Source organism: Pseudomonas sp. 21615526, assembly GCF_013386245.1.
Classification (GTDB): domain Bacteria; phylum Pseudomonadota; class Gammaproteobacteria; order Pseudomonadales; family Pseudomonadaceae; genus Aquipseudomonas.
Map to the genome: position 1 here is coordinate 1 of NZ_JACAOM010000181.1, position 4,595 is coordinate 4,595.

5 protein-coding genes are annotated in these 4,595 nt (G+C 62.2%); all 5 read right to left on the reverse strand.

Annotation, left to right across the window (positions count from 1 at the left end; translation table 11 throughout):
* The coding region (gene cmoB, locus HX786_RS30380) for a tRNA 5-methoxyuridine(34)/uridine 5-oxyacetic acid(34) synthase CmoB (RefSeq protein WP_178913016.1) at positions 1 to 713 on the reverse strand (713 nt) is incomplete at its 3' end.
* Positions 710 to 1,453, reverse strand: a complete 744-nt coding sequence (gene cmoA / locus HX786_RS30385) for a carboxy-S-adenosyl-L-methionine synthase CmoA (RefSeq protein ID WP_003210418.1) — start codon at positions 1,451 to 1,453, stop codon at positions 710 to 712. The genes cmoA and cmoB, both read right to left, overlap by 4 nt.
* A 66-nt stretch (positions 1,454 to 1,519) precedes the next feature.
* Complete coding sequence (locus HX786_RS30390; RefSeq protein WP_178913017.1) at positions 1,520 to 2,164, reverse strand: lysoplasmalogenase; 645 nt, start codon at positions 2,162 to 2,164, stop codon at positions 1,520 to 1,522.
* Position 2,165: 1 nt separating this feature from the next.
* Positions 2,166 to 2,558: a protease inhibitor I42 family protein gene (locus tag HX786_RS30395; RefSeq protein WP_178913018.1), complete on the reverse strand. Its 393-nt coding sequence runs from the start codon at positions 2,556 to 2,558 to the stop codon at positions 2,166 to 2,168.
* A 143-nt stretch (positions 2,559 to 2,701) separates the two neighbouring features.
* A partial coding sequence (lon, locus tag HX786_RS30400; RefSeq protein WP_256735342.1) for an endopeptidase La occupies positions 2,702 to 4,595 on the reverse strand: 1,894 nt, incomplete at its 5' end.

Consider the following 4,595-nt stretch of genomic DNA (forward strand, 5'->3'; position numbering starts at 1 on the left):
CGGTCTTCCGGCACCAGCACTTGCTGCTGATCGCCTTCAACCACCAGCGTCTCCAGCACCAGCTCCCCACCCTTGACCAGGCAATCCTTCAGCGCCAGCAAATGCTCGATGGGCGAGCGGCGATGGTAGAACACGCCCATGGAAAATACCGTGTCGAAGCCTTCCATGTTCGACGGCAGGTCTTCAAACGGGAACGGCAGGTGCCAGGCCTTGGGCGTCGGCAGATAACGCTGCACCGCCTGGAACTGGCAGAAGAACAACCAGTTCGGGTCGACGCCAATCACACTGTCGGCGCCGGCGCCGAGCATGCGCCACATGTAATAGCCGTTGCCGCAACCCACATCGAGGATGCGTTTGCCCTTGAGGTCCAGGTGCGGCGCGACCCGTGACCACTTCCAGTCCGAGCGCCATTCGGTGTCCACGTGCACGCCGAACAGATCGAACGGCCCCTTGCGCCACGGGCAAAGGCCCATCAGCGCAGTACGCATTTGCGCACGGGTGTCGTCGTCGCAGTCGGTATCGAGCACGAGGCCGTTCAGCAGGTCGATTTCACTGGGCATGATCTTCGGCAGCGCATCCAGCGCGCTCTGCCAGCGTTCCAGGTCGCCATGGCCTTTTTCCATCTTCGCATCGAGTTGCGCTTGCAGGCCCTGGGCCCATACGGCCAGGGGAGTGCCGACCAGGTGGCGGGCGAGGGGAGAAAGATCAATCATGGCAAGGCAATCAACGAGGCAAAGTTAAGACACTGGAACCACGGCACGACTTTCGAGAACCCGGCCGCCAGCAGGCGTTCGCGGTGTTCTTCGAGGCTGTCGGGCTTCATGACGTTTTCGATGGCGCTGCGCTTCTGGGCGATTTCCAGTTCGCTGTAGCCGTTGGCACGCTTGAAGGCGATGTGCAAATCGGTGAGCAGCGCATGTTCTTCCGGGTCATTGAAGCGCAGCTTTTCCGAAAGGATCAGCGCTCCGCCCGGCAGCAGCGATTGGCGAATGCGCGAGAGCAACGCCTGGCGTTGTTCGGGGGCGATAAATTGCAGGGTGAAGTTCAGCGCCACTACCGAAGCCGGCTGGAATTGCAGGGCGAGGATATCGCCCTCGATCACCTCCACCGGCAGCAACTCCTGGAACATCGAGTCCTGGCCGTTGAGGTATTCGCGGCAACGCTCGACCATCGCCGCCGAGTTATCCACCGCGATCACCCGGCAACCGTCGGTGCGCACGTGACGGCGCAGGGCCTGGGTCACCGCGCCGAGGGATGAACCGAGGTCGTAGAGCACACTATTGGGCTGGGCAAACTGCGCCGCGAGTACGCCGAGGTTCTCGACGATGGTCGGGTAGCCGGGCACCGAGCGCTTGATCATGTCCGGGAAAACCCGCACCACGTCTTCGTTGAAGGCGAAGTCCGGCACCTGGGGCAGGGGCTGGGCGAATAGGCGATCGGGTTCTTTGCTCACGGCTGTTCCGGCGACGAAGGGGGAAAGCCGGGCATTTTAGCGTAGGAGCTGGCTTGCCGGCNNCTCCTACAGGTTGACGGTTTTTTTCTGAGGAAAGGAAGAGGCCGTAATGCCCCACTGCCCCAGCCAGTAGCTGACAATCAGCAAATACGGCGCCGCTTCAAACGCCACCACAAACCGATTGACCCCGATCAGCGTGTCGGAAAACACGAACGACGCCGCACCTGCGGCCGCCAGGTATGCCGAGCGCTTGGGCACGCCGCTGCCCAACCGCGCAAGCGCTCGCCACAGCATCGCGCTGATCACCAGCGCATACACCACCACCGGCACCAGCAATGGGCCCAGGCCATGGGAAATCAGAATGCTCAGCAAGATCGCGCCCACCACCAGCGCCAGTACCAGCGGCAAAATCGCCGGGCGGCGGCAGTCGCTCAAGTAGGCTTTCAGGTACGCCAGGTGTGCGAACAAAAACGCACCGAGGCCGAAGATGAACAGGTCGCCGGGCCAGGCCAGCAGCACATCGCCCACCAGGGAAAAAATCAGCCCCAGGCTGATCCAGCGTCGATAGTCAGTGGGCGGCGCATCATGCAGCCAGCCCAGCAGCGCCAGTACCGGCAATGGCTTTACCAACAGGCAGAGCAGGGTGGCGTGGGTGCTCAGGCCGTAGATAAAGGTTACCGCCCCCATCAACGCAAGGATCATCCATGGCATATCAGTTCACCGTAATGGCGCAGTCGAAGGTTTCGGCCGGTTCAGCTTCCGGCTCCCAGGGTTGTTGTGAGGTGAGGCGCAAACGGCCCTGGCCGGCGTTGAAGGCCTGGAAGCGCCAGGTGGATTGGCCGCCACTGCCGACCACGCCGGTGTCGTCGGTGTTGCTGTAGACCTCGGGGCTCAGGCTGCGCAGCACGCCGCCGGCCGAGTCCTGGATGGCCCAGCGGTAACCGGTGGTGGGATTGCTGGGCAGGGTCAGGATCAGGTTTTGCCCGGTCTTGAGTTGCAGCGGGCAGGCGCTCTGTTTTTCCACGGTGACGTTTTGCTTCGGCGCACTGGCGCAGGCGGTGAGCAGGCAAAGGCTCAGGGGGAGAAGCAGACGGGCAGCGGTCATGGGGGCTCCGTTGTTTGGCGACGAAGGGCGAGCATAACCGAAGATGAGACAAGGTGTGACAGATGGCGTTGTGTTGGCTGCACCGGCCTCTTCGCGAGCAAGNNCTTGCTCGCGAAGAGGCCAGCTCAGGCGCTACATAACTATCAGAACAACACCTTCGCCACATCCGCAAAGCGCTTGGCAAAGTGCACCGTCATCCCTTCCTTCAGGTACTCCGGCAGCTCTTCAAAGCTCCCCCGGTTAGGCTCCGGCAAGATCAACTCGTGAATCTTCTGACGCCGCGCCGCAATCACCTTCTCGCGCACCCCGCCAATCGGCAGCACATGCCCGGTCAGCGTCAGTTCACCGGTCATGGCCACGCCTTTTTTCGGCGGCTGGTTACGCGCCAGCGACAGCAGCGCACTGGCCATGGTCACGCCCGCGCTCGGGCCGTCTTTCGGCGTGGCGCCTTCCGGCACGTGCAGGTGCACGAAGGCTTCATCGAAAAACTTCGGGTCACCGCCAAACGACTTCAGGTTCGAGCTGATGTAGCTGTAGGCAATCTCGGCCGATTCCTTCATCACTTCACCCAGTTGCCCGGTGAGCTTGAAGCCACGGTTCAGCGTGTGGATGCGCGTCGCCTCGATCGGCAGGGTCGCGCCGCCCATGCTGGTCCAGGCCAGGCCGGTGATCACACCGGTGCCCGACAGCACTTGCTCGTTACGGAACACCGGCATGCCCAGGGAGGCTTCCAGGTCCTTGTTGCCGATCTTGATCACCGAGTCCGGCTCATCCAGCAGCTTGACCACCGCCTTGCGCACCAGTTTGCCCAGCTGTTTCTCCAACTGACGCACCCCGGCTTCGCGAGCGTAACCATCGATCAGGGCGCGCAGGGCGCCGTCGCTGATGGACAGGCTGTTTTTCGACACGCCGGCTTTTTCCAGCTGCTTTGGCCACAGGTGACGCTTGGCAATCGCGACCTTTTCTTCGGTGATGTAGCCCGACAGGCGAATCACTTCCATCCGGTCCAGCAACGGGCCGGGGATCGAATCCAGGGTGTTGGCGGTGCACACGAACAGCACTTTGGACAGGTCCAGGCGCAGGTCCAGGTAGTGGTCGAGGAATTCGACGTTCTGTTCCGGGTCGAGGGTTTCGAGCAGGGCCGAGGCCGGGTCGCCCTGGTAGCTCTGGCCCATCTTGTCGATCTCGTCGAGCATGATCACCGGGTTCATCACTTCCACATCTTTGAGGGCTTGCACCAACTTGCCCGGCATCGCACCGATGTAGGTGCGGCGATGGCCCTTGATCTCGGCCTCGTCGCGCATGCCGCCGACGCTGAAGCGGTAGAACGGCCGGCCGAGGGATTCGGCAATCGATTTGCCGACACTGGTCTTGCCCACGCCCGGCGGTCCCACCAGCAACACGATGGAGCCGGCGACTTCGCCCTTATAGGCGCCGACGGCGAGGAACTCGAGGATGCGACTCTTGATGTCGTCCAGGCCGGCGTGGTGCTTGTCGAGTACCTTGCGGGCGTGCTTGAGGTCGAGTTTGTCCTCGCCATACACGCCCCACGGCACCGAGGTGGCCCAGTCCAGGTAGTTGCGGGTGACCGCGTACTCCGGCGAACCGGTTTCCAGGATCGACAGCTTGTTCATTTCTTCGCTGATGCGTTTCTGCGCCTGGGTCGGCAGGACCTTGTCCACCAGGCGCTGTTCGAATTGCTCGACGTCGGCGCTGCGATCGTCCTTGGTCAGCCCCAGCTCTTGCTGGATGACCTTGAGTTGTTCCTTGAGGAAGAACTCGCGCTGGTGTTCGCCGATCTTGCGGTTCACTTCGGCGGAGATTTCTTTTTGCAGGCGCGCGACTTCGACTTCCTTGCGCAGCATCGGCAGGACTTTTTCCATGCGCTTGAGCATGGGCACGCAGTCCAGCACTTGCTGCAGTTCAGTGCCGGTGGCCGACGTAAGGGCGGCGGCAAAGTCCGTCAGCGGCGACGGGTCGTTGGGGCTGAAGCGGTTGAGGTAGTTCTTCAGTTCTTCGCTGTACAGCGGGTTGAGC

Excerpts from the sequence above, each read along its gene's own strand:
- HX786_RS30390 (WP_178913017.1), bottom strand. The coding sequence starts at position 2,164 with ATGCCATGGATGATCCTTGCGTTGATGGGGGCGGTAACCTTTATCTAC.
- HX786_RS30395 (WP_178913018.1), bottom strand. The coding sequence starts at position 2,558 with ATGACCGCTGCCCGTCTGCTTCTCCCCCTGAGCCTTTGCCTGCTCACC.